Below are 25068 nucleotides of genomic sequence, written 5' to 3'. Positions count from 1 at the left end.
AGCACGGGGAACCGCGCGCCCAGCCGCGCGCGGTTCCCCTCGTGTTGTCTGGGCGCCTCGCAGGGCGCGGACGTGCGGCGGAGAAGCGGAGAAGGGGACAGCGGACGGTGAGCGGATCGGTGCCGGAGAAATCGGAAGACAGGGGCGAGGCCGAGTGGTTCGCCCGGCCCGTACGGAGCATCGCCCGTCCGTGGCGGGAAGAACTGGCCCGGCGGCTGGCGGCCGTGGACGCGCTGAGCCGGGAGGAACGGGACACGGTGCTGGAGGCCGGCCACACCGCACTGCTCAACTCCCTGCACGCGAAGCTGTCCCGTCTGTTCCTGATCGAACTGCACGCGCTGCGCATGACGGTCGGCGGCGGGCACACCGGCGAGGAGCCGGGGGCCGGAACCGACACCCGGACGTGGGCCGCGTTCATCGAGCAGGCAGGCGAGGAGGGCTATCTCGACCGGCTGGCCGACCGATACCCGACCCTCGGCACGCGTGTCGCGTCGGTGGCGCGACTGTCGGTGGCGGCGACGGCCGGCTTCGCGGAACGGCTCGCCGCGGACCGCGCACTGCTGCGGCCACTGCTGGGAGCACCCGCGGGGGACATACGAGCCGTCGCGTTCGGGGCGGGCGACAGCCACCGGGGCGGCCTGACGGTCAGCCGGGTCGACTTCGCCGGCGGGAACGTCATGTACAAGCCCCGTCCGTCCCAGGCCGATGTGGCACTGGGCGAGCTGCTGGACGAGCTCTACGCGGACTTCCCCGGCGCCCCGGCGCCGGACGAGCGCATCCGGGTGCCGCGGACACTGGTCCGCGAGGGCTACGGCTGGGCCGAGTTCGTCCGCCACCGCTACTGCGCGGACGATGCCGAACTCGCCGCGTTCTACCGCAACGTCGGACACTGGCTGGCCGTCCTCCGCTTCACCGGCGGCACCGACATGCACGCTGAGAACATGATCGCCGCGGGTCCGGTACCGGTGATCGTGGACGCCGAGACGCTCTTCGACGCCCCCGCTCCCTTCCCGCCCAGCGGCCAGGGCGACGCGGTGGACGTGGCGGCGGCCGCCATCCGCCGTACGGTGCTGCGCACCGGACTGCTGCCCGTACGCGGGACCGGCTTCGCGCTCGGCGGGGTGGACATCTCCGGGGTCGGGGCGCTGCCCGGCCAGCAGCCGCTGATCCCGAACCCGGTGATCGCGGACGGCGGCACCGCGGCGGCCCGCTTCCAGGTGGACCTGGTGGCCATGCCCACCGCGGGCAACCATCCCAGCCCCGCACCGGTACTGAGCGCGTACTGGGACCGGATCCTGGCCGGCTTCCGCGAGATGACCGCCTACCTGCACCGCCCCGGGACCGACCCCTACCGGCTGCTGCGCCGATTCGAAGGCGCACGGGCACGGCGGATCCTGCGCCCGACGCAGGCGTACGTCGACATCGGCCGGATGCTGTGGCATCCGGCGTCCCTGCACGACGAGCCAGCGGCAGTGGAGCGGGCCCGGGACATCCTGCGGCGCAACGCCGAGGTGCTGCCCGGCGCGCCGACGGACCGCACGGCGATCGACGGCGAGATCGCGGAACTCATGGCCGGCGACGTACCGATGTTCACCTTCACCGTGGACACGGCCGCCGTCCGGTCCACGGTCGAGGACTGGCGCACGGCCGACCTCGCGCTGGAGGAGTCGGTGATCCAGGACGCGCTGGTGGGCGCGTACCTCAACGAACGCTCGCTGCCCGCACGGGTCCAGGCCGCCGCGCGCGACCCGCACGCCCGTGACCGGGAGCGGCGCCGCCGCGACCTGGCCGCGCAGATGGTACGGCGGCTGTGCGACGGGGCGGTGCGCGGCGAGGACGGCACGGCCACCTGGATCAGCCCCGTCTTCACCCCCGCGGGCTGGTCCATCAGGGTGTTGCCCGCCGACCTCTACACCGGTCAGGGCGGGGTGGCGCTGACCCTCGCGGAGTACGTGACCGAGGTGCGGGCCGGGCGGGCCGAGGAGGTGCCGGGCGTCGCTGAGACGTACGAGGGCGCGCTGCGGGTGCTGGTCGGCACCGAGGACCGGACACCGACGCCGTCGGCCGGGGCGTTCAGCGGCGCGGCATCGCAGGTGTGGACCTGGCTGGCGCTGCACCGCGTGCTCGGTGAGGACTGGCTGCTGGAGCGGGCCGCCGAGCGAGCCCTGCTGCTCGTGGCGGGCCGGCTGGTCGAGGACGACGTCGAGGTGGACCTGCTCAACGGCGCGGCCGGCGGCATCGTCCCCCTGCTCAACCTCGCCACGGCGACCGGGCAGGACCGCTGGCTCGGTGCCGCCGCACACATCGGCCGCCGGCTGACCGGGCTGGCCACGGCCGACGCGAGCGGTGCCCGCTGGACGACCCGGCTCAACCCCGAGGGCATCGGAGGCTTCGCACACGGCGCCACCGGCATCGGCTGGGCGCTGACCAGGCTCGCCCTCAGCGACGCTGGTTCCGCGGCCGAACGGCGCGGCTGGAGCGGCCTCGCCGAACGGGCCTTCGCCTACCAGGAGTCCCTCTGGCAATCAGGCCACGGCAACTGGCTCGACGTCCGCATCGGCGCCGAGGAGGACTTCTTCACCAGCTGGTGCCACGGCAGTGCGGGGATCGGCATAGGCATGCTCGATCTCCACCGGCGCGCGGGTGACCCCGCCCACCTCGACATGGCCCACCGCGCCGCACGTGCCTGTGCCGCGGAGGGCTTCGGCTGGAGCCACACCCTGTGCCACGGGGACCTCGGCCTCTGGGAGTTCCTCACGTCCATGAACTTCGGCGACCCCGGCGACCTCGACGGCGAGATCCTCACCGGTCTCGAACAACGCGGCCCGGTCGGCGGCCTGGCCCGCGAAGCGTTCTCTCCCAGCCTGATGTCCGGCCTCTCAGGAGTCCTGCACACCCTCCTCCGGATGCACCCCGACGCCTCACTGCCCAACCCCCTGCTCCTCGACTGACCTCCGGAACCGGGCCTACGAACGGGCTGGCTGGTTGGCGATCAGAAGTGTGCTGCCGGCGGGACGGAAGCCCAGGCGGGCGTATATGCGGGCGACGGTGCTGTCCGCGTAGGCGAGGAAGACGGTGCGGACACCGTGCCGGTGGGCGTGGGTGACGAGGGCGGCCGTGACCGCGGCGGCCAGGCCCTGGCGGCGGGCGGTGGGGAGTGTGCAGACGCCGCCGATCTCGGTGGTGCCGTGCGCCGGGTGGTAGTGGCCCGCGGCGAGGGGGACGCCGTCCGGGGCGAGGGCCGCGACGAGCGTCTTGTGCCCGGCGCGGATGGCGGGGCGGGTCGTCTCGACCGTGCCGTCCGCCATCAGCCGCTCGGCCGTCGCGGACAGCTCCGCCCGGCCCGCCGCGCCCACCGAGGTGCCTGCCTCGGCGAAGGCCAGGCGGGGGAGGGCGAGGGCCGCGGGCAGGGCGGGGTCGTCGGCCGTCAGCGCACGGAGCGTGACGCCCGTCGGCAGGGGCTGCGGCGGCACCGGGTGCTGCGGGTCGAGAGCCAGCAGCGGGCGTTCTTGTACGGGGAGGCCGGCGTCCTCGATGCGGGAGCGCAGCCCCGGTGCCGCCTCGGCGAGCCACTCGAAGGCTTCCGGAACGCCGAGTTCGCGCTGGCGGGCACGTACGCGGGCGATGTCGGCGGCGGTGACCGCGGCGGAGCCCCCAGGGGTGGGCTGAGCATGGCTCGGACCGCCGTAGTACGGGGTGCCTGGATCCTTCCGTACGAACAGTCGCAGCGGACCGAACTCCTCCGTCTCCGCGAAGTGCAGGGGCACGGTGGCGTAGTACCGCTCGATACGGGCAGGCAGCGAGTCGTTCATGGGGGAGATCCCAGCACGGCGACAGGCCGCTCCGCACCCGAAAAACGCACCCCGCCGTCGACGGCATCCCCCGTTCGCGGCCCAGGACACATGCTGCCGTAGGGTCTGATCGCGTGACCACCGAACCCGCGGATCCGCGAAGAACGACCTATCCCACCTCCATCCGGCGCACCCTGCTCGTGGCGCTCGGCTCGGCCGTGTTCGTGGCGCTGGGCACCTGGATGCTGATCGACCACTCCACTCCCAAGGCCACCGTCGGTGGCGCCGCCGCCGTACTGTTCTTCGGCCTCTGCGGCTGCGTCGCGCTCGCCCGCATCGTGCGGCGGCGGCCCGAACTGGTCCTCACCGGTGACGGCCTGACCCATGTGATGCTGGGCCCGATCGCCTGGACGGAGATCGCCGCGGTCGGGATCCGGGAGGTCAACGTCCGTTCCAGCTCCCAGCGCATGATCGAGCTGATACTCCACGATCCGGGCGCCTACCTGGCACGGGCACCACGATTCGCCCGGATCAGCGGCAAGGCCAACCTGCGCCTGGGCTACAGCCCGGCGAACATCTCGGCGACCACCCTCCCCGTGAGCCTGGACGAGGTCCTGGAGGCCATGCGCCGCCACCACCCCCAGTTGACGATCAGGAAGTAGACGCGCAACGCACACTGTCCCCCGAGAGGCCAAGGCGCCCCGAGCGGGCCAGCAGAGCGACACACCCCGCGCACAGGGCGCCCGTCGCCGCGAGCACGAGCCAGGTCAGCTCCGGCCTGCCCAGACGGGCGGCGGTGTCCCAGACCGCGCCCGTGACCAGGTTGCCCAGGGTGATCCCGAGACCGGAGACGGTGTTGTAGAGGCCGTAGTGCGTGGCGATCAGGCGTCCGCCGGCGAGCGAGACGACGGTGTCCATCTCGAAGGGGTACACCACGGCGGTGCCCAGCCCCAGCAGCGTCACCGCCGCGAACAGGGGTGCCAGGGCCGCGAGCCGGCCGGCGGGACCGTCGCCCGCGGTCACCGTCGTCGAGGCGCACAGCAACGGCAGGAAGGCCGCTCCCATGAGGGCGATACCGCAGACGATGGCATGCGTGGAGCTCCAGCGGGCGCGGGCCCACGCGGTGATCTTCAGCTGACCGGCCACGGCCACCGCCGCGGACACCGCGAACAAGGCCGTGGTCACCGCGTCACCACGGCCGGGAAAGACGCGGTGGGCCTGCAGCGGCAGTGCGAGGTAGACCTGGAAGGACAGCACGTACGCGCCGGTCATCGCGCCGGAGAAGAGGAGGAACGGCCGGTTGGCGACGACCGCCCGCCAGTCGGCCAGCACTCCCCGGGACTCCGTCGCCCCGGCGGCCGCGCGGGCGGGCAGCATACGCAGCTGTACGACCGTGAGAGCGAGGAAGAGCACCGCGGCCACGCCGCACACGAGCCGGAAGTCGGCGGTCAGCAGGGCCAGACCGACGAGCGGGCCGGCGAACATCCCCGCCTGATAGAAGACGTTGAAGGCGGCGAACGCCTCGACCCGCCGTTCCCCGGCCTCCTGGGCGACGTACGCGCGCACGGCGGGGTTGAACAACGCGCCCGCGAACCCGGTCGCCGCCGACGCGACGACAAGGGCGGGCAGCGAGTCGACGACGCCGAGGAGGGCGAATCCGACGGTCCGCAGCACACACCCGGCCATGATCACGCACTTGTAACCGAGCCGGTCGGCCAGTGTTCCGCCCACGAGGAACATGCCCTGCTGGGCGAAGTTGCGGACACCCAGCACGAGACCGACCGCCCAGGCGGCCATGCCCAGGCCGTCCGCCAGGTGCGCCGCCAGATAGGGCATGAGCATGTAGAAGGCGATGTTGATGGTGAACTGCTGGACCATCAGCAACCGGACGCACCCGTTGAACGAGCGGAACTGCGCGACAAGAGGCTTCATCGCGCGGCGCCTTCCGGGACGGTGACGTGGGCACAGCGGGTCCAGCGCTCGACCGTCCGCTCGCCGCAGCCGGCGATCTCGTCCGGGTCGGCGGCCGGGAAGCGGCGCAGGAGGTCGTGTTCGCGGCAGTACTCGTCGCTGTACACGGTGTTCCAGTAGCGGTGCATCCCGTCCGGGAAGATCGCCGCGATCCGTGTGCGCTCCGGCTCGGTACGGGCCAGCCAGTTCGCGACCAGGGCGACCGCGCCCACACTCCAGCCCCCGCCGGCGTAATGGCCGCGTGCCAGCCGGCGGCAGGTCCGCACGGCTTCGCCGGGGGCCACCCAGTGCACCTCGTCGAAGACCGCGTGGTCGACATTGCCGGGGCGGATGCTGCTGCCCAGACCGCGCATCAGGCGCGGCCCGACGGGCTGCCCGAAGACGGCGGAGTTCACCGAGTCGACGCCGACGAGTCTCAGGTCCGGATTGAAGGTCCGCAGCGTACGGCCCACGCCGGCCGAGTGGCCGCCGGTGCCGACCGCCGCCACGAGGACGTCGACACGGCCCAGCTGGACCATCAGCTCGAGCGCGAGAGGGGCGTACGCGGCCACGCTGTCGGGGTTGTTGTACTGGTCGGGACACCAGGCCCGCGGAGTACGGGCGAGGAGCTCGCCCACCCGCTGTCGGCGCGCCTCCTGCCAGGCGCCCACCGGGTGCGGCTCGGTGACTACGTCCACGTGCGCGCCCAGGGCCCGCAGTTGGTGCACCATCAGGGGTTCCGTCCCGGGGTCCGTGACCAGGGTCACCGGGTGGCCGTAGGTGATTCCGGCCAGGGCGAGGCCGAGGCCCATGGTGCCGCTGGTGGACTCGATGACGGGCGCGCCGGGCGCCAGGTCACCGCGCTTGCGTGCGGCGGCGACCATGTGCAGGGCCGGGCGGTCCTTGATGCCCCCGGGGTTGAAGCCTTCCAGCTTCGCCCAGAAGCCGCGCCCCGGCGGATTGAAGGGCTCGCCGATCCACAGAACGGGGGTGTTGCCGACCATGCCGGCCGGTGAGCGGCGCGCGGCGCCGACGGGTTCGGGGAGTTCGTGTGCCGCGAGGAAGGATGTGATGTCGCGGGAGGAGATGCTGCGCAGAGCCGTGGTCATGAAGCGTCCTTCTACGGCCCGGTCGATGCCGGACCGCGCGTCGGTGCCGTATGTGGGGGGTGCCCTACGTGGGGATGCCGAAGGCCCGGCGGCACGGTGTGAACCGCCGGGCGGGGCACGGTCAGGTACGGCTGATGCAGACGACGCGCAGCAGGGCGGACCCGGCGCGGGCCCGCCTTTCCGGTGTCTCCGCGTGCCCTGGCGGTGCACCGGAGGACGCCGCGCCCTCCGGGCGGTGACGCAAGGAGACGAACACGACAAGCAGCAGTGCCAGGAGCGCGGTCCCCACCGGCGTGCGCAGATAGGCGAGTGTGTGCGCAGGATCGCAGCACAGCACGTCGTTGTCCGGCTGCTCGTCGGCCGCGCCGGTCACGGAGCAGGCCGGCGGTTCGGCGGGGGCGAGGGGGAGACTCTCCGTGCCGTATCGCGCCTGCGTCGCCGTCGGACGATGCTCCTCCGTGGCGTGCGCGGCGCACGCCACGAGGTGGGTCATGAGCGTCAGGACCACACCCAGGAGGAGGACGAGGGCCGGCCCGCGCGTGCGCGGGCGGCCGACGGAGACCTGCGGCATGCCACTGATCGTAATCAGAGCATCACGATATGGCGGTATTCGCACACGTATGGGTGAATGATCGAGCCTCCGTCACCCACGGTCCGCGCGCCGCGGCTGCTGCCACTGCCTTCCGTGGGCAACTGACCACTCCGTCCGTGTGGCCCGGATCACAGCTCCGAAGTGCATAGCGCAGCGACTGCCGGCGTCTTTCCCCAGGTGTAGGGGGCTGGTCGAAAGCGGGGACGGTGCGGATGGAGCAGGGTCGAGCCGATGGGTTCGACGGGTTTGTGGCAACCCGTTGGTCGGCGTTGTTCCACCTCGCCCGGCTGCTCGTGGGAGGCGACCGGCACCGGGCCGAGGATCTGCTCCAGGAGGCCCTGGTCAAGCTCTGGTTCGTCTGGCCCAGGATCGAGGACGAGGCCCCGGAGGCATACGTACGCAAGATTCTGGCGCGGGCCGCGGCCCGCTCGGCGCGGCGGCGCTGGTGGGGCGAGCGCCCGGTCGAGCAACTGCCGGACCGGGCCGAGGTGGGTGATGTGTCCGCCTCCGTCGCCGAGCGGTCGCGACTGGAGGCGGCGCTCGCCCAGTTGCCGCCGAAGCAGCGGGCCGCGGTGGTGCTGCGCTACTACCAGGACCTGCCCGAGAAACACGTCGCGGAGGTACTGGGGTGCCCGGTGGGCACCGCACGATCCCATGCGTCGCGCGGTGTGGCCCGGCTGCGCCGGATCCTGGCCGACGTCATCGAGCCGGTGGGGTGAAGGGGAGTCCATGGATCACTTCGAGCAGGAACTCGCGCGCATGATGCGCGACTCCCAGGAGTACACCCCCTTCGAGGCCGAACAGCAGCTTCGACTCCGGTCCGGAGTTCAGGCTCGCCGCCGCGCCCGCGCCGTGCAGAGGGCCGTCGGCTCCGTCCTGGCCGTGGCCGGACTCGCCATGGGCTTCTTCCTGTTGCCGCACCACCGTGCCGACGACAGACCGCAGGCCCCCCTGCCCAGGCCCGCCCTCAGCCCGGCCTCCCCGAGCACGTCACCGCCACCGACGCCCGGCTCGTCCCCGAGCGAGACCACCACCATCGAGCCCCCCACCGGAACCGCCGACGAGACCACCCCTCCGCCCGTGACCCCGACCACGCCCCTCGGATCGACCACGCGCTCCGATCCGACCCCGACCAGTGCACCCCCGCCCTCCGACTCGGAGACGCCGGACGCACCGACGCCGTCCAACACGCCTTCAGCGCCGGAGACGCCGGAGACGCCGGTGTCGACGGGCTCGGCGTCCGCCGGGTAGCCGGAGCCGCACCGCCGCTCCGGCTGCCCCTCCGGCCGCTCCTCCGCAACCCCTGATCGCAGCACTGCCGTGCGTGACCTCGGCATGCCCTGCGGCAGAACACAAAACGGGATGAACAATGACAGAAGTCAGCTCGATAGCCGTGATGGCCCCCTCGTCCTCGATGAACGACCCGACGACCGGCACGACCGGTCACCGGATGGACGGACTGCCGATCCGCACGCCGGTGCCGACCCACCAGCGGGAGCCCGTCCTGGACGTGGTCGTACCGGTGTTCAACGAGGAGAGAGACCTGGAGCCGAGCGTGCGGCGACTCCACACCCACCTGCGCGAGACCTTCCCGTACCCGTTCCGGATCACCGTCGCGGACAACGCCAGCACCGACGCCACCCCACGGATCGCGGCCCGGCTCGCCGCCGAGCTGCCCGAGACGGAGTGGCTTCGGGTGACCGAGAAGGGGCGGGGACGCGCGCTGCACGCCGCGTGGTCGGGCTCGCGGGCGCCGGTGCTCGCGTACCTGGACGTGGACCTGTCGACCGACCTGACGGCTCTGCTGCCGCTGGTCGCCCCACTGATCTCCGGGCACTCCGACATCGCCATCGGCACCCGCCTGGCGCGCGGCTCCCGGGTGGTGCGCGGCCCCAAGCGCGAGGTCATCTCCCGCTGCTACAACGCCCTGTTGCGCTCCACCCTGGCCGTCGGATTCTCCGACGCGCAGTGCGGTTTCAAGGCGGTACGGCGCGATGTCGCCGAGCGGCTGCTGCCCCTGGTCAAGGACGAAGGGTGGTTCTTCGACACCGAACTGCTGGTGATCGCGGAGCGGGCCGGCCTGCGCATACACGAGGTGCCGGTCGACTGGGTGGACGATCCCGACAGCCGGGTGGACATCCTGGCCACCGCGCTCGCCGACCTGCGCGGCATCGCCCGGATCGGCCGGGCCCTGGCCCGTGGCACGCTTCCGGTCGCCGGGCTGCACCGCGGCACCGACGGCGGACCGCCGGACGGCCTGGCCGCCCGACTCCTGCGATTCGCCGTCGTGGGAGCGATGAGCACCCTCGGACACGTGCTCCTGTATGCGGAACTGCGTCCCGCGACGGGACCGCAGGCCGCCAACGCGCTGGCACTGCTGGCCTGCGCGGTCGCCAACACGGCCGTGAACCGGCGACTCACCTTCGGCCCGCGCGGCCGTGGCGGTGCGATGCGCCTCCAGGCCGAGGGACTGCTGGTCTTCGTCGTCGGCCTGGCCCTCACCAGCGGGTCACTCGCCGCCCTGCACCACCTGGCGCCCGCCGCTGGGCGCCGCACGGAGACCGGGGCGCTCGTCGCCGCCGGCCTGGCGGTGACACTCCTGCGCTTCCTGCTGTTCCGGGCCTGGGTGTTCCCCGCGAACCGACGCCGGACGGGATCCACGACCGCATGAACCACGCGATGACCCTCAGCGCCCGTCCCGGCACCAGCCCCGCCGAATCCTCCGACCCCGCCCCCGACGCCGACCCCGACGCCGACCCCGCTCCCGACCCCGGTCGGGGCCGACGTCTGAGCCGTACGGCCCGGCAGTGCCTGCCCGTACTCGCGCTGTACGGCGTACTGAAGCTCATCGGCTTCTCCGTCTTCATGTACCTGCTGGACTCCTCCGGGGACTTCAGGAAGAAGGACCCGCGCTTCGGCGGCGGCGCCCACGCATGGGACGTACTGGCCAGCTGGGACGGCTGGTGGTACCAGCAGATCGCCGCTCACGGGTACCACCCCGCGCTCGTCCCGGTTCCCGGGGCCACCGGACTGATCACGATCGAAGGCAACTCGGCGGCGTTCTTCCCGCTCTACCCAGCGACGATGCGGCTCGTCTCCGCATGCACGGGGCTCGGCCTGTACGGCGCCGGCATGCTGGTCTCGGTCGTCGCCTCGTTCGTCGCCGCACTCGGCATCCACGCCGTCACCGCCCGGTTCGGCGGCAGGCGGGCCGGGCTGGCCGCGGCCGGCCTGTGGGCCGTCTGGCCCGGATCCGGCATGGAATGGTCGGCCTACTCGGAGTCTCTCTATGTAGCCCTCGCCGTCTGGGCCTGCCACGCCGTCATGAGCCGCCGATGGCTCACCGCGGGTGTCCTCACCTTCGCGGCCGGTCTCAACCGCCCCACGGCCGCCGCGCTCGTCGCGGCCCTCGCCATCGCCGCGCTGCTCGCGCTGCGCCGTGGCCACGACGGTGTCGCACGCCCGCTGACCGCGATGCTGATATCCCCGCTCGGGCTCGTCGGCTACCTGCTCTGGGTGGGCAACCGGATGGGCGACCTCGGCGGCTATTTCATCCTCCAGAAAGGCGCCTGGGCCCACACCTTCGACTACGGGAAGCAGACGCTCGACGTCTTCACCTCCGTCGCGGTCGGCCACTTCGACTACCTCTTCGCGTACCCCTTCGAGGACGTCATCGGCGTGGCAGTCGTCCTCCTGGGCCTGCTCCTGTTCCCCCTCCTGATCCGCCTGCGCCCTCCGGCCGTCCTGACCGTCCACACGCTGCTCACCTTCGCCCTGGTCCTGGGCAGTCAGCAGATATTCGGCAACGTCTCCCGCTATCTGCTCCCGGCCTTCCCCCTCTTCATCCCGCTCGCGGTCCAACTGCGCGGACTGCGCCTGCCCTTGCTGTGCACCCTGCTCGGCATCGCGGCGGTGGCCTCCGGCTCGTACGCGGGGTACGTGCTCTTCGAGGCGGGGGTTCCGTAGCAACGCCGAGGAAGCCGGGCCCCGGACCTCTCACAGGTCCAGGACGACGGCGTCGGTGTGCTTGGCCGGGGTGGAGCAGCAGATCAGGACGTTGCCCTCGGCCGGCGGATCCACCGGGTCCGGTGAGTAGTCGACCGCACCGGACAGCAGGGGCAGCTCACAGGTGTGACAGACGCCCGTACGGCAGGACCACTGGACCGGCACATCGCAGGCCTCCGCCAGTTCCAGGAGGCTGATCCGGTCCGGCTGCCAGGGGACCGTCAGCCCGCTCCGGGCGAAGGTCACGTCGGGGCCGGTGCCCGGCTGCCCGGCCGGCTGGTGCGGGGCGGGAGCCGTCGCCGGGGTGTCGATGCCGGGAGTGAGGGCCGTTTTCGCTCCGAACAGCTCGGTGCGCACCCGCGAGGGTTCCAGACCCACGTCGAGGAGGGCGGCGGTGGTGGCGTCCATGAAGGCCGGGGGTCCGCACAGGTAGGCGTCCGCGTCGGCGGGCAGCCCGAGGCCGGCGATGCGGGCGGGGGTGAGCCGGCCCTCGTCGGTGTAGTCCACGCCCCGGTGGTCGTCCGGGCCGGGGCGGCTGTAGAAGATCCGGCATTGGGCGTGCGGCAGCGCGGCCAGCAGATCGCGCGTCTCGCGGGCGAAGGCGTGCTCGGCGCCGGAGCGGGCGCCGTGCAGCCACCAGACCTCCCGCTCGGCGGCGGACCTGGCCAGGGCGTGCAGCATGGCGAGCACCGGAGTGGCCCCGACGCCCACGGAGACCAGCACCACCGGGCTCGCGCCTTCCGACAGGCAGAAGACGCCGCGCGGGGCGGCCACCTCCAGCTCGTCGCCGACGGCGGCATGCGTATGGAGGTATGCGCTGACCAGCCCGTGGGGCTCCCGCTTCACGCTGATCCGGTAGCTGCCGGCGCCTGGTGGGCCGGAGAGGGAGTATCCGCGCACCAGCGGTGCCTCGTGGGCGTCGGGTCTGACCCGCACCGTGAGGAACTGCCCGGGGAGCGCCGCGGGCAGCGGCACCCCGTCCGGAGCAGCCAACGTCAGGGACACGACACTACGGCTCTCTTCGTGGACGCCTGCCACGGTCAGCCGTCGGAAACCCGGCCAGGCGGGCGGCGCGGCGGCGGCACCGGTCAGGCCCGCGTTCCCGCCCGCCCCGGTGGGACCGAGGTCGGCCTGTCTCAGGAGGGCGAGCATCGACGCCCGCCAGCCCGGACTGAGGGCGGGAATCCGCAACGCCCGCTCCACCTGCCCCCGGCTGTGCCCCGGCAGATACAGCAGACCGTCGATCTCCTCGACGGTCATTCCTTCGGGGCCGGAGGAGACCTTGACGATCTCCTGCCCGGCCTCCACCTCGCCTTCCTCGATCACCCGGCAATAGAAGCCGGGGCGCCGATGTGCCACGAGCAGCGCCGCCATCCGGGGTTCGCCGAGCCGGAGGCCGACCCGGTAGCAGGTCACCCGTGGCTGGGTCACTTCGAACACGGCACCGCCGATCCGGTAGCGGTCGCCGATGCACACCTCGTCGTCGGGTAGACCGTCAACGGTGAGGTTCTCGCCGAAGTGGCCGGGCCTCAGGTCGTCGCGATCCAGCTCCCGCGCCCAGTAGCGGTACGAGTCGAGCTGGTACACGAGCACCGCGCGCATCTCCCCGCCATGGCCGGCGAGGTCGCCCTGCCCGTCGCCGTCGATGTTCAGCCGCCGCACCGTCCGCGCGCCGGACACGGGCCGCTTCCAGGCGCCGGTACGGACCGTGCGGCCCTGCCACCGCACGTCCTTGGGCAGCCCGACGTTCACCGATGCCAGCGTGGGCATGACTCACCTCGCCCGCCATGTGCTTGCCACCCGGTCGAAACTCCAGCATTTCGCCGACGTGCCAAATCCGCCACCGGCCACATGGATCTTGATATGGATCTCGATATGGACAAAGGGCGCGGACGATGGTCCGGGGCACCGCTGCTGGCAGTGTGCGCCGGGTACTTCATGGTGATTCTGGACGTCACCGTCATCAACGTCGCCGTTCCGGTCGTGGGCCGGGAACTGTCGGCCTCGCTCACCGGAATCCAGTGGATCACCGACGGCTACACCCTGGTCTTCGCCGGACTGCTGCTGACGGGTGGCGCGCTGGGCGACCGGCTGGGAAACCGTCGTGTCTTCTGCACCGGCGTGACCGTGTTCACCGTGGCCTCGATCGCGTGCGCGCTCGCGCGGAACGCTCCGTTCCTGGTGGCCGCCCGGCTGGTGGAGGGGGCGGGTGCGGCACTGATCGTGCCCGGTTCCCTGGCCCTGCTGCAGCAGGCCTACCCGGCTCCGGCCGCGCGTTCCCGGGCCTTCGGACTGTGGGGTTCGATGGCGGGCATCGCCGCCTCCGCCGGTCCCCTGCTCGGCGGGCTCCTCGTCTCCACGGTGGGCTGGCGCTGGGTGTTCCTCATCAACCTGCCCGTGGGCATCGCCTGCCTGGTGCTGACACTGCGGTACGTGACGCCCTCGCCGCGGCAGAGCGACCGGGCCATGGACTGGCCGGCGCAGTGCGCGGTCGTGGCCGCGGTGGCGCTGCTGACCTCCGCGCTCAACGAGGCCGGGCGGCGCGGCTGGACCGATCCGGGCGTCCTCGGGGCGGCAGGCCTGGCGGTGCTGGCAGCCGTGGCGTTCGTGGTGCGCGAGCGGCTCGCCCGGTCTCCCGCCCTTCCGCCGAGCCTGCTGCGCTCGCGGGCGATGAGCGGTGGGGCCGTCATCGGTCTGCTGTTCAACTTCGGGTTCTACGGCATGGTGTTCACCGCGAGTCTCGACTTCCAGCACCAGCGGGGCTTCAGCGCCCTCGGCACCGGGGCGGCGCTGCTCCCGGCCGTGGCGATGACCATGTTCGCCTCGGTCCTGTCCGGACGGTTGGCCCGAAGAACCGGCGATCGCCCCCTGGTGGTCACCGGCATGCTCCTGGCCGCCCTGGGGCTGGCGGGCTGGGTCGCGGCGGGAGCCGCCCCGGCCTACCCGCTGCTCGTGGCCCCGATGATGGCCGCGGGGTTCGGTACGTCCTTCGCCCTCACCGGCACGACCAGCACCGTGATGGGAGCCGCACCGGCCGGGTACTCGGGCACGGCCTCCGCCCTGTTCAACACCACCCGCCAGATCGGCAGCGCCACCGGCGTGGCACTCGGTGGCACCCTGCTCGCCACGGCCGTGGACTACGACGCGGGGTTGCGCACCAGTATGGCCGTCGGGGCACTCGCCTACCTGACCGCCGCCGTCCTGGCCTGGCGGTGCGTACCGCCGAAGCCCACGCCGGCGCAGCGACCGGGACTGTCCGGTCATGTGCGTCAGTGAGGGAGGAGTTGCTGTCCGCCGTCGATGTCGTAGGTGGCGCCGGTGAGCGCGTCGTTGCACATGATGTGTACGGCGAGAGCGGCGACGTCGGCCGGGCCGACGACCCGTCGGATGGGCAGCCTGGCGCGCAACTCCGCGCGACGCGCCTCGAGTTGATCACCCAGGAGCGAGGCTGACAAGGGGGTGTCGACGAATCCGGCGGCGATGAGATTGACCCGGACCGGCGCCATCTCGAGCGCCAGGTTGGCGACGAGAGCGGGCAGGGCGGCGGTGGCGGCGGACATGACGGCCATGCCGACACCCGGACGTCGGCCGCCGGTGCCGCCGACGAAGAGCAGCGTGCCTCCGGCCCGGACCTTGTCCCGGCTGTAGAGGGCGGTCCCCAGCGTCAGGGCGAGGCGCTCGTCGAAGGCCCGGCGGGCAGCGGCGAGGTCCATGTTCGCCAAGGGCATGTAGAAGGGGCCGCCTGCCGTGACCATCACATGGTCGACGGGAGCGGACAGGTCCTGGAAGAACCTCTGGAGGCGGTCGGTGTCGGTGGCGTCGAACGTCGCCGTGCCGATCGGCTCCAGGTCACGAGCGGCCTGCTCCAGTCGCTCGGGGTTGCGGCCCACCAGAATCACCTGCCCGCCGCCTGCTCGGACCTGGCGAGCGGTTTCGAGCCCGATGCCCGCACCGGCCCCGATCACCACCACGGTCCGGTCCCTGAGACCAGGCCCGCCCCGGGCTCCGGGAGGTCCGGGTTCGGCAGTCATGGCGCATCGCCTCCGGAGACGGCCGGCCCGTACCGCACGGCCCGGCTCATCCGGCGAGTGCCGCATGACGCTGCGCGCGCAGTGCCTCCAGCAGGCGGAGCCAGATTTCGCTGGCCGTGGGATAGCTGGGGACCACGTGCCACAGCGTGGACACGGGGACACGCCCGACGACGGCGGTGGTCGCCGAGTGCACGAGTTCGGCGATGCCCGCGCCCACGAAGGTCGCTCCGACGACCACGTCGTCGGCACGGTCGACGACGAGTTTCGCCCGGCCGCGGTAGTCCGGTCGCATGACCCAGGTTCCCGCGAGCGCCGCGAGGTCGTACTCGACCACCTCCACGTCGATGCCGGCGTCCCGGGCCTGTTGCTCGGTCATGCCCGCGCTGCCGACCTCCGGGTCGGTGAAGACGACCTGGGGGAGCCCGAGGTGTCCGGTGGCGCTGGAGGGCAGCTCGGTGCGGCCGCCGGCTCGCGCCGCGATGACGTCTCCGGCGATGCGGGCCTGGTATTTGCCCATGTGCGTCAGGAGCGCACGGCCGCACACGTCACCGATGGCGTAGAGCCAGCCGCCGTCGACTCCCCGTACGCGCTGGTGGTCGTCGACGTCCAGATAGCCGCCGGGGGAGAGGCCCACGCTCTGCAGTCCGATGTCGTCCGTGTTCGGTGTCCGCCCGGCGGCCACGACGATCTCGTCGGCGGCCAGGACCGTGCCGTCGTCGAGCGTCACGGTCACCTCGCCGCCGTGGACGCGGCCGCGTCCGGTGTCGTCGGCGTCGGGCCGCCGCACCTCGGACATGCTGCGCTCCAAGTGCAGCCGCACCCCACCGGCTCGGAGTTCCTCGGCGACGAGTGTTCCCGCGAACGGCTCGTTGCGGGCCAGCAGGCGCGGGCCGCGCTCGACGATCGTCACCTCGGCGGCTCCCAGCCCGCGCAGCCAGGTGGCGGCCTCGCAGGCGACCACACCACCGCCGAGGACCACCACACGAGCCGGCACCTCGTGCATCGAGGTCACATCCCGGGAGGTCCACGGCAGGGCGGCGCGCAATCCGGGCACGTCCGGTACGGCCGGGCAGGAACCGGTGTCGATGACGACGGCGTGCCGGGCCGACAGCGTCCTTGCCGCACCGTCGGGCCGGCTCACCGAGAGCGTGCGTTCACCGGCCAGCCGTCCATAGCCGCGCACCACGTCGATACCGGTGTTCAGCGCCCATCGCACCTGGGAGCTGTCGTCCAGCCGGTTGACGACCTCGTCACGCCGGGCCAGCGCGCCGGCGGGGTCCAGGCGGGCCGACACTCCGGGCAGATGTGTCCCGGCGCTGACCACCTCGACCGGCCGGAGCAGCGCCTTGCTCGGCATGCACGCCCAGTAGGAGCACTCACCACCCAGCAGGTCGTTCTCCACGAGTACCGAGGAGAGGCCGGAGAACTGGCTCGCGTACTGAGCGGCGTTCTCACCCGCCGCAGCCCCGCCGAGGACGATCACGTCCCATTCCGAGCGATCCGGGTCCACCGTCGCGGTCATTGGATCCTCCTTGATCGCCTGCCGTTCGGGTGGGCGATGAGGTCGCAATACACCAGCCTAGGGGCCTCGGATCAGCTCCGCATGCCGGTCGGCGGCCACGCCCCGGCCGGCGGCTCCGCAGTGGCCGGGGCCAAGAGGGTCGTACAGACTGCCACCCAGCGAAGGACCCGGAAACCGCAAACCGGAAGGGAAGGTGCGGGCTTGACCGACTTCACGCCCCGGAAGCCGACGCCGCGTGCGCTCGGGGTCCGCTGGATCCACGGCTCGCCCTCGTCGAAGCACAACACGGATCCCGAGATCCAGACGTACGCCCATGACGAGCACACATACGTCCTGCGCCAGAACAAGGCCGTCCACTACGAGGCCCCGTTCATGTTCCTGCTGTTCGGCGAGGAGCGGGCCGTGCTCATCGACACCGGCGCCACGGAATCCCCCGAGTGGTTTCCACTGCGCCGGACCGTCGACGAGCTGATCGCGCGGTGGCTCCAGGAGCATCCGCGGTCCGGCTACTCCCTGCTGGTACTGCACACCCACGCGCACAGCGACCATGTGGCGGGCGACGGTCAGTTCGCCGGCCGCCCCGGAACCGTGGTGGTGGGAGCGGATCGGGACACCGCCTGGAGGTGGTTCGGCTTCGACCGGGAGCACCACGGAGCCGCCCGTGTGGACCTCGGAGGACGGGTACTGGAGTGCCTGGCGACCCCCGGCCATCACGAGTCGTCCGTCACGTACTACGACCCGCACACCGGATGGCTGCTCACCGGGGACACGGTGTATCCGGGCAGGCTCTACGTCCATGACTGGTCCGCGTTCGTCACCACCCTCGACCGGCTGGCCGCGTTCGCGGCGTCGAGACCGGTGACCCACGTGGTCGGCTGCCACGTCGAGATGACGCGTGAGCCAGGCGTGGACTACCCGGTCCGTACCACCTACCAACCCGACGAGCCACCACTGGAGATGACGGTACGACAGCTGCGGGAGCTGGACGAGGCGGCTCACGAACTGGCCGATCGCCCCGGCCGCTACGTCTTCCCCCACTTCATCATCTGTCACCGGGGAGATGAGGAGGCCTGAGCGGGCCCCGCTCCGCGGCCGCCGGCCTGAAGCCCACGTCAGCATGCCAGGATGTTGTTCTGACACTCACTCACCATGGTTGATCCGGTGGCGAGTTACGATTCCAGGACGGAGCCAGGCATCATGACCTCTCCCCGCGGCGGCGGCAGCGGTGCCCAACACTTCGAGATCGATACGAGCAAGCCTCATCCTGCCCGGATGTACGACTACTTCCTCGGCGGGAAGGACAATTACGAGGTCGACCGCGAGGCTGCCGAGCGGATGATAGAGGCAGCGCCGGAGGTGCGGTCGGGCGTCCGCGCCAACCGGCGCTTCATGCACCGCGCCGTGCGGCACGTCGTCGCGGAGGGCGGCATCCGGCAGATCCTCGACGTGGGCACGGGCCTGCCCACCGAACCCAACGTGCACCAGATCGCACACGCCATCGCTCCCGAGACCCGCGTCGTCTACGTCGACAACGATCCGATCGTCAGTGCCCACTCCACGGCCCTCATGGCCGGCACCGACACCTCCGTCGTCCTGGCCGACCTGCGTGATCCCCGGGCCGTCCTCGATCACCCCCAGGTGCGCAAGGTCATCGACTTCGACCGGCCCGTGGCCCTGCTGCTGGTGGCTGTCATGCACTTCATCTCCGACGCCGAGGACCCGGAAGGCACCGTCGCCATCCTGCGCGACGCGCTGCCCACCGGCTCCTGGCTCGTCCTGTCGCACGCCACGGGCGACGTCCACGACGACCGGCGCGAAGAAGCGGCGGCCGTCTACAACAGTGCCACCGCCGCCTTGAACCTGCGCAGCCACGCCCGGGTCCTGGACTTCTTCGGCGACTTCACGCTCGTCGACCCGGGCCTCGTCAAGGTCACGGACTGGCGACCGGACCAGCCCCCGAAGCGGGACGCCCCGCCGATCGGCATCTACGGAGGAGTGGCCCGCAAGAACGCGTGACCGGCCAACTGGCCTGTAGGCCAGTGGCCGTTGGAGCTCCAGGGGACACCGTCCCGACCCGCGGGCCGCCGCACTCTCAGACGGCCGTACTGCGCAGCCGCGCCGGTACTGCCCACCACTGGTCGGGGCGGTCCACCACCAAGGCATCCGGGCCGGTCTCGATGAACCGGCCGAGGCGGAGGAGGTAGGCCGCGATGCCCGCCGCGCCCTGCATCCAAGCCGTCCCCGGCGGCAGGAGCGGTGGATCCACGCGGTGTTCCAGGAAGCGCCAGCGGGCGCCCTCGTCGTCCCTGATCGCCCGCTCCACCAGTGCGTCGCCCATCGTGCGGGCCGCCTGTACAAGGGTCTCCGCTCTCGCCGTCGTCGCGCAGTCCTGCGCCGCGTCCAGAAGGACGTCGCCGACGCCGGCGGTTCCGCAGCAGCGGCCGTCGTTGTCCCAGAAGCCGGGACGCAGACGTTGTGGAACTCCCGAGGTGAGGATCGAGGTGAGGCAGCGCTGCCGCAGCTCGCCGATGTCAAAACCCGCCACCTCGGCCACGCCGGCGCGCACCAGCGCCGCGAACAGGTGTGAGGTGCCGGCCGGACCGTGGCACCACGTGTAGGTGACCGGTTCCACCTCCCGCTTCGACGGCGGGATCGTGTGTGGGACGATGAAGCCGTCGTCCTCCAGCGAGCCCACCGACAGCACATGCCGGGCTCCCTCCACCGCGGCCTCGACGAAGTCCTCCCGGTGCAGTGCCGTACCCGCCACCGCCAGTGCCGCGGCCACCCCGGCGGTGCCGTGCGAGTAGTTCGGCGCCCTCGACTCCGTGTCCGCCCCGATGCCCCAGTCCAGGCCCGCCTCCGTACGGTCCGCCACTCGCAGCAGGGCCTCACAGCCCGTCGTGGCGATCGCCTCCGCGAACTCACCGCCCGCCCAGACCGCTGTCATCACCACTCCGGCGGTGCCCATGATGATGTCGTTCAGCGGCGCGTCGGAACCCGGTTCGAACTCGACTGTCGTCTTCCAGCCTTCGGGCGTCGCCAGGTCGGCCAGCCGCCGCAGCGCGATCGATTCCCTGCCGGGGGCGAGCAGCTTCAGCGCCATGGCGTCGCCTGCCAGGCCGTCGTACAGCGACGGTTCCGTTCTGTCCCTCGCCTCTGCCGACAGCCGGGTCACGATTCCCGTCGCCAGGGTCTGTTCACGCTCGCTCAGGTCCCGGTACTGCGCGATTTCCGCCAGGACCGGGGCCAGGCCCGCGATGCCCGCGTACAGCGTGTCGCGGTCCTTCGCCGGCGTCATGTCCTGGCCATGTTCCGACACCGTCTCCGGCAGCCATGGGCCCGCGTCCTCGCGCACCTGGTCCAGCACCCACGACCAGGCCGCCTCGCCCAGTTCCCGATACACGTCGCTCGCCATCACCCGGCTACGCTACAACTGTGCGCGCGCCTCGTGACCCTGTCGGTCGGCCAGATCCACGACAGCACGACGGCCGCATGCGGCAGGTATCGATGTGCCCGGAGTGTCATCCGGTGTCACAGCGGTTGCAGGGTGTCTCGTATTCTCGGACGCGACCTGTCGATTCCAAGAGGAGCAGAGCTATGGGCCAGAACGTTTACTTCGAGGTGTCCGCGAACGGCGAGCCGCTCGGCCGTATCGAGTTCAAACTGTACGACGATGTCGTCCCGAAGACGGCCCGCAACTTCCGTGAGCTCGCCACCGGTGAACACGGCTATGGCTACAAGGGCTCGCCGTTCCACCGTGTCATCCCGGACTTCATGCTGCAGGGCGGTGACTTCACCAACGAGAACGGCACCGGCGGCAAGAGCATCTACGGTGAGAAGTTCGCGGACGAGAACTTCACCCTCAAGCACACCAAGCCGGGTCTGCTGAGCATGGCCAACGCCGGCCGGAACACCAACGGGTCGCAGTTCTTCATCACCACGATCGTCACCGATTGGCTGGACGGCAAGCACGTCGTCTTCGGCGAGGTCGTCGAGGGCATGGACGTGGTGAAGGCCGTCGAGGCGCTCGGCAGCCGTTCCGGCGCCACTTCCAAGAAGATCGTCATCTCGGACTGCGGCACCGTCTGAGATACCCGGACGGGCCTGGTCGGCCGGCCCTGCCTGTCGAGGCAGCCAGGGCCCGCCGCTCGCCTCAGGCGGAACCGCCGTGCCGCGCGGCCGCCTTGAGGCTCGGTTGCAGGCGCCGTGCCGCCGCGAGGTGGTCGACGGTCCAGATGATGCGCACCGCGGTGTCGGATGCCCGTCCGTCGTCGTCACGCAGCTCGCGGCGGAGCGAGGCGACCAGGCTCGCCGCGGCGGCGGGGCTGTGGGGCAGGGGATCGCGCACGCGAGAATTCCCGGCCAGGCTCACGGCCAGGTCCCGGTACCATCCGGCCACCCGGCCCGCCGTGGCCAGCAGCACCATGCGAGCCTCGGCACGGCCCGTCCCCGGGTGCCGGTCGCCCGCACGCTGCCACAGCCCGAGCACCGCGTCCGCGGCGAGCCGCAGTCCGACGATGCCGGTGACCAGGGTCGTCATATCCGCGAGCGGCACGGGTTTCGCCCCGCGTTCGGCCAGGAAACTGCGGAAGGCGTCGTCGAGTCTGCGGGCGGCCGCCGCGGCCTCGCGGCCCTCCTCGAGCGGCGCGGCGGCCGACGAGGGATGTGCGCCGCAGCGACCGACGGCGTACTCGACGGCCCCGACGAGATAGCGCGCGCTGTCCGTGTAGGCGTCGGCGAGGGCGCGGTCGACCGCGCCGGCGGCCCCGCGCGGCCAGAAGAACAGGCCCACGAGCACGCTGACGGCACAGCCGAGCCCGATGTCCTGGACCCGTAGCAGCGCGATGTGCCAGCTGGGGTGGTGGCCGATGTTGAACAGGATGACGAGAGTGATGGTGAACGCCGCCTGACCCGCGGCGAACGACACCGCGGCCGGTGCGATCCCGGCGATCAGCACGGCGACCGGCAACAGGAACCACAGGGCCGTGCCGTGGTGCCCGATCAGGAGCAGCAGGCCGACGCCGATGATCGAGCCCGCGATCGTCCCGCCGAGCGCGCGGACCGCGTTCTGGCCGGTGCTGAGGGCGTTCGAGCGCAGCACCGACAGGGTGCCGAGGAGGATCCAGAAGGAGTGCTGAAAACCTGTCAGGCTCGCCAGGGCGACGGCGATGCCCAGGCCGACGGCGCCCCGGAGGCTGTTGTGCAACCAGACCGAGTTGGGCCGCAGGTGGGCGACGGCGCGCTCCCGCGCGGCCGCCAGCGGCCGGGCCGGCGCGCCGGGTTCCAGGCCGAGCAGCCGCTCCGGCCAGCTGCGCCGTTCCGCCGCGGCTGCCAGGTCCACGTTGCCCGCGATCTGGAGCGTGGCGAAACCCAGTTCCTGGGCGCGGAACGACAGGTCCAGGGTCCCGATGAAAGCGCGGACCTCCGAATCCGTACCGGGCCCCGGCAGATGCACCGGAAGCAGAACGGTCGCGCTGCGCTCCATCCTGCCCATGGCCGCGCGCAACGTCTCCTGCGCGGCGTGCAGTGCGTCGGGTGCGCCGTACGGGGCGTCCAGCAGATCAGCCGTCCGTTCCAGGACCACGGCGGCCGCCCGCCGCACGGCGTGGGCCTCGGGATCGCAGACGGGGTGGTCGACCGGTGGGGGAGCGCTGTCGGCCACGATCGTGCTGAGCCAGGTCAGTTCGTCGACCAGCCGGACCACGGCCCGTGAACTGATGGACAGCCCGGTGGGCCGGTAGGGAGTGGCGTCGAAGGCGGTGCGCAGGCCGGCCGCAGCAACCTCGGCCTCGTCGGCGCTCGCCCTGCAGGCCTGGACGCTCGGGGCGTCGGCGTCGTGCGTCAGACGGGATGCGTCGGCGTGCAGTTGTGCCGCGGCCGCACGGCAGGCCCGGACGGCCGGGGCACAGAGCGGGTCGGTGCCGGGGCGCGGCCACAGCAGGGAGATCGCGAGCAAGGAGGCGGCCGCGGCGAGACCCGCACCCGCGAGCCGCGCGGGCAGCTCCGATGCCGGCGCGGGCGCGGTCACCGGAAGGACGAAGGCCAGGAGCAGGGCCGTCGACGCCCCGGCCAGAACGGAGCTGACCACACCCGAGAACAGCACGGCGAAGCCGACCACGACCGTCACGATCACCGCGACCCAGGTCACATGGGCCACGACGGTACCGAGACAGATGAGCAGCAACCAGGCCACCGCGAGGCCCACATGGGCGCGCAGCCGCTGCACCATCGGGCCGGTGAAGTCGACCAGCAGCAGCATCGAGAACGCACCGAACGCCGCGAAGGTCGCCATCACCGGCGCATGGAACACCTCATTGCACAGGGCGAACAGCGCGGGCAGCACCACAGCGGCCCGCGTGGCCCTGCGGGTCGCGGCCAGCTCCGGATCGTGGGCCCGCAGCCATGCCGGAACCTTCCCGAGCAGGTTGAAGCCGGCTGCCGCCTGCATACGCCGAGACCTTCCGTCAGCGGAGCGCCCGCCCGCGTGTTCCTTCGACCCGCCGAGTATCCGTCCCCGCTGGTCGGCGCGGTGTCGCGGCTGCGCCGGGCAGCCGTACGACTGCGGCCCTCCGGGTGACCGCACCGCTGCGCGGCGCCGGCCTGCCGGCCGACGGCGCGCAGCGGCCGTGGGGTCCGGTCATGCCGCGGCCGAGGGGCGGATGTTCTGGTTGAGGCGGAACATGTTCGTGGGATCGTAGGCGTCCTTGACCCTCACCAGCCGCTCGTACACCGCGTCCGGGTACGAGGCGCGCACCTTGTCCTCGGCGGCGTCGCCGGTGAAGTTGACGTACATGGCACCGTGGCCGTGTGCTGCGATCTCCCGGCGGGTGTCGCGGGCCCAGGCGACATGCGAGTCGAAGTCCGTCGCGTCGGGGGAACGCGCGATCACGTTGCACAGCACGCGCGCGTCCCGTTGGCTGAAGGCCGTGGCCTCGGCGGGCACGCGGGCGAAGGCACCGCCCAAGTGGTGCATGTGCAGTTCGCTGGAGGGCGTGGGTGTCGTCAGGTGACGTCGCAGTACGGTGTCGAGCGCGGCGTCGGACGGCTCGATGAACGCGGACGTGAAGTAGTTGTGGGCGCCGGCCTCCCACAGCGGGTCGAGCATCGACTGCATGTCCGTGTACGAAACGGGGCCCATGAGGTCGGCGATCGGTGTCCCCAGAGTGCGCAGCGGCGCCACGGCCGCCTCGCCTGCCGAGGGGTCGCCCGCGTACATGCCGAGCAGCACGACGACGCGGGTGCCGTGGACCTCCGGTGGCAGGAACGGCAGCGGAGGCGCGGTCGTGAGATTGAGGACCGTCGTCAGTTCGTCGGGCATGCGGTCGAGCTGCTCACGCCAGCGCGTGAGCACCTGGCGGGCCTCCGCGACGGGGTAGACGATCAGGCCGGCCAGGACCTGTGGCCCGACCGGGTGCAGCTGGAACTCCAGCGACGTGACCACACCGAAGTTGCCACCGCCACCGCGCAGCGCCCAGAACAGCTCGGGATGCTCCTGCGGGTCCGCGCGCACCACGCGGCCGTCGGCAGTGACGACCTCGGCCGCCGTCAGATTGTCGGACGACAGACCGTGCCGACGCAGCAGCCAGCCGACTCCGCCGCCGAGGGTGAAGCCGGAGATCCCGGTCGAGGAGATCAGCCCGCCGGTCACGGCGAGCCCGAAGGCCTGGGTTTCATGGTCGAGGTCGCCCCACGTCACGCCGGCCTGGGCGACCACCCGGCGCCGCGCGGGGTCGACGATGACGCCCTTCATCGGCGACAGGTCGATGACGATGCCGTCGTCGCAGGTCGAGAACCCGGCGATGCTGTGAGCGCCGCCGCGCACGGCGACGAGCAGGTCCTGGCTGCGGGCGAACTCGACGGCACGGATCACGTCCGCGGTCCCGGTGCACCGCACGATCAGCGCCGGGTGCTTGTCGTGGGACCCGTTCCAGACCGCGCGGGCCTCGTCGTAGCCGGCGTCGTCGGGGCGGACGACGGTGCCGCGCAGGCCTGCTTCCAGCTCGGCGATGGTGGCGTCCCCCAGGACGCCCTTTGCCGTGTCGATCGACATGGTCGGCTCCTCGGTGTG

At 71.9% G+C, this 25068-nt stretch carries 20 protein-coding genes; 10 read left to right on the top strand and 10 right to left on the bottom strand.

The features are described from left to right. Positions 1-107 precede the first annotated feature (107 nt). The gene (locus ACIPSA_RS44895) at positions 108-2951 is read left to right on the top strand and encodes a type 2 lanthipeptide synthetase LanM family protein (RefSeq protein ID WP_402646401.1); all 2844 of its coding nucleotides are present in this window, start codon (positions 108-110) and stop codon (positions 2949-2951) included. Between the two features lie 15 nt (positions 2952-2966). Here ACIPSA_RS44895 and ACIPSA_RS44890 read toward each other — a convergent pair whose 3' ends face one another. Then, on the bottom strand, positions 2967-3812 hold the full coding sequence (locus ACIPSA_RS44890; protein WP_402646399.1) for a GNAT family N-acetyltransferase: 846 nt from the start codon (positions 3810-3812) through the stop codon (positions 2967-2969). A gap of 113 nt (positions 3813-3925) precedes the next feature. Here ACIPSA_RS44890 and ACIPSA_RS44885 point away from each other — a divergent pair, with 113 nt between their 5' ends. Further along, positions 3926-4453, top strand: a complete 528-nt coding sequence (locus ACIPSA_RS44885) for an STM3941 family protein (RefSeq protein WP_402646398.1) — start codon at positions 3926-3928, stop codon at positions 4451-4453. Here the strand turns inward: ACIPSA_RS44885 and ACIPSA_RS44880 are convergent. The 3 genes from ACIPSA_RS44880 to ACIPSA_RS44870 form a co-directional block, all read right to left on the bottom strand. Then, entirely contained in the window at positions 4443-5723 is a 1281-nt protein-coding gene (locus ACIPSA_RS44880; protein ID WP_402646394.1) for an MFS transporter, read from the bottom strand. The two genes, ACIPSA_RS44885 and ACIPSA_RS44880, sit on opposite strands and share 11 nt — an antisense overlap. Continuing rightward, positions 5720-6850 (bottom strand): PLP-dependent cysteine synthase family protein, encoded by a 1131-nt coding sequence (locus ACIPSA_RS44875; RefSeq protein WP_402646391.1) that lies wholly within the window; start codon positions 6848-6850, stop codon positions 5720-5722. Before ACIPSA_RS44875 ends, ACIPSA_RS44880 begins: the two co-directional genes overlap by 4 nt. 121 nt (positions 6851-6971) lie before the next feature. Further along, entirely contained in the window at positions 6972-7421 is a 450-nt protein-coding gene (locus ACIPSA_RS44870) for a hypothetical protein (protein ID WP_402646388.1), read from the bottom strand. Between the two features lie 233 nt (positions 7422-7654). On the opposite strand from ACIPSA_RS44870, the gene ACIPSA_RS44865 reads away from it, so the two are divergent. The 4 genes from ACIPSA_RS44865 (at position 7655) to ACIPSA_RS44850 (ending at position 11408) form a co-directional block, all read left to right on the top strand. Further along, on the top strand, positions 7655-8161 hold the full coding sequence (locus ACIPSA_RS44865; protein ID WP_402646385.1) for a SigE family RNA polymerase sigma factor: 507 nt from the start codon (positions 7655-7657) through the stop codon (positions 8159-8161). A 10-nt stretch (positions 8162-8171) separates the two neighbouring features. Further along, entirely contained in the window at positions 8172-8693 is a 522-nt protein-coding gene (locus tag ACIPSA_RS44860) for a hypothetical protein (RefSeq protein WP_402646383.1), read from the top strand. A gap of 199 nt (positions 8694-8892) precedes the next feature. Next, the gene (locus tag ACIPSA_RS44855; protein WP_402646458.1) at positions 8893-10113 is read left to right on the top strand and encodes a glycosyltransferase; all 1221 of its coding nucleotides are present in this window, start codon (positions 8893-8895) and stop codon (positions 10111-10113) included. Continuing rightward, entirely contained in the window at positions 10110-11408 is a 1299-nt protein-coding gene (locus ACIPSA_RS44850) for a hypothetical protein (protein ID WP_402646381.1), read from the top strand. The genes ACIPSA_RS44855 and ACIPSA_RS44850 overlap by 4 nt, the downstream gene beginning before the upstream one ends. A gap of 30 nt (positions 11409-11438) precedes the next feature. Here the strand turns inward: ACIPSA_RS44850 and ACIPSA_RS44845 are convergent, their stop codons facing one another. Next, positions 11439-13217 carry an MOSC domain-containing protein gene (locus ACIPSA_RS44845; RefSeq protein WP_402646379.1) on the bottom strand — a complete coding sequence of 593 codons (1779 nt, stop codon included), beginning with the start codon at positions 13215-13217 and terminating at the stop codon, positions 11439-11441. 105 nt (positions 13218-13322) lie between these two features. Here ACIPSA_RS44845 and ACIPSA_RS44840 point away from each other — a divergent pair, with 105 nt between their 5' ends. Further along, positions 13323-14723, top strand: a complete 1401-nt coding sequence (locus ACIPSA_RS44840; protein ID WP_402646376.1) for an MFS transporter — start codon at positions 13323-13325, stop codon at positions 14721-14723. Here ACIPSA_RS44840 and ACIPSA_RS44835 read toward each other — a convergent pair. Together ACIPSA_RS44835 and ACIPSA_RS44830 are read right to left on the bottom strand one after the other, a co-directional pair. Then, positions 14717-15418 carry an SDR family oxidoreductase gene (locus ACIPSA_RS44835; protein WP_402646375.1) on the bottom strand — a complete coding sequence of 234 codons (702 nt, stop codon included), beginning with the start codon at positions 15416-15418 and terminating at the stop codon, positions 14717-14719. The genes ACIPSA_RS44840 and ACIPSA_RS44835 overlap by 7 nt on opposite strands. Before the next feature lie 106 nt (positions 15419-15524). Further along, positions 15525-17000, bottom strand: a complete 1476-nt coding sequence (locus ACIPSA_RS44830; protein ID WP_402646373.1) for a dihydrolipoyl dehydrogenase family protein — start codon at positions 16998-17000, stop codon at positions 15525-15527. A gap of 201 nt (positions 17001-17201) precedes the next feature. Between ACIPSA_RS44830 and ACIPSA_RS44825 the strand changes: the two genes are divergently transcribed. Continuing rightward, positions 17202-18074, top strand: coding sequence for an MBL fold metallo-hydrolase (locus ACIPSA_RS44825; protein ID WP_402646371.1), 873 nt, complete (start codon positions 17202-17204; stop codon positions 18072-18074). 123 nt (positions 18075-18197) lie between these two features. Then, on the top strand, positions 18198-19016 hold the full coding sequence (locus tag ACIPSA_RS44820) for an SAM-dependent methyltransferase (protein ID WP_402646368.1): 819 nt from the start codon (positions 18198-18200) through the stop codon (positions 19014-19016). Between the two features lie 76 nt (positions 19017-19092). On the opposite strand, the gene ACIPSA_RS44815 is transcribed toward ACIPSA_RS44820, so the two are convergent. Further along, positions 19093-20415: a lanthionine synthetase LanC family protein gene (locus ACIPSA_RS44815; RefSeq protein ID WP_402646366.1), complete on the bottom strand. Its 1323-nt coding sequence runs from the start codon at positions 20413-20415 to the stop codon at positions 19093-19095. 182 nt (positions 20416-20597) lie between these two features. On the opposite strand from ACIPSA_RS44815, the gene ACIPSA_RS44810 reads away from it, so the two are divergent. Then, entirely contained in the window at positions 20598-21089 is a 492-nt protein-coding gene (locus ACIPSA_RS44810) for a peptidylprolyl isomerase (protein WP_402646363.1), read from the top strand. A gap of 64 nt (positions 21090-21153) precedes the next feature. Here ACIPSA_RS44810 and ACIPSA_RS44805 read toward each other — a convergent pair whose 3' ends face one another. Together ACIPSA_RS44805 and ACIPSA_RS44800 are read right to left on the bottom strand one after the other, a co-directional pair. Beyond that, positions 21154-23448 carry an FUSC family protein gene (locus tag ACIPSA_RS44805; protein WP_402646361.1) on the bottom strand — a complete coding sequence of 765 codons (2295 nt, stop codon included), beginning with the start codon at positions 23446-23448 and terminating at the stop codon, positions 21154-21156. Positions 23449-23637: 189 nt separating this feature from the next. Continuing rightward, a complete protein-coding gene (locus ACIPSA_RS44800) occupies positions 23638-25050 on the bottom strand; it encodes an FAD-binding oxidoreductase (RefSeq protein WP_402646358.1) in 1413 nt (470 codons plus the stop codon). Positions 25051-25068 lie beyond the last annotated feature (18 nt).

Origin of the sequence: Streptomyces sp. NPDC086549, assembly GCF_044746205.1 — a bacterium.
GTDB lineage: Bacteria > Actinomycetota > Actinomycetes > Streptomycetales > Streptomycetaceae > Streptomyces.
Note: the sequence above shows the minus strand (reverse complement) of the source record. Positions and strands in the feature narration are given on the sequence as shown.